Below are 219 nucleotides of genomic sequence, written 5' to 3' on the forward strand. Positions count from 1 at the left end.
CGTTGGCAAAATCTTTTCTCAGCTCCAAAAAGAAAGCCAATCGCTTAAGTGAAGCAGATGAGCGAGTAGACAAACGGACCGTTGGATATAAACGCCGTCAAGAAGCTCAAAAGAAAGCAACAGAAACCATGTTTGATTTACTTAATGCGCTACCTTTAAACCGTTTAAAAGCAAACACGATTCTCTTTGATAGCTGGTTTGGTCACGCTGCAGTCATTA

General features: G+C 41.1%; 1 pseudogene. It reads left to right on the top strand.

What is annotated here, in order from left to right:
* Nucleotides 1-219 (top strand): annotated as a pseudogene (locus ACYQ2O_RS13910) (IS4 family transposase); the annotation flags it as partial.

This window comes from Alkalibacterium sp. m-11 (genome assembly GCF_054658155.1).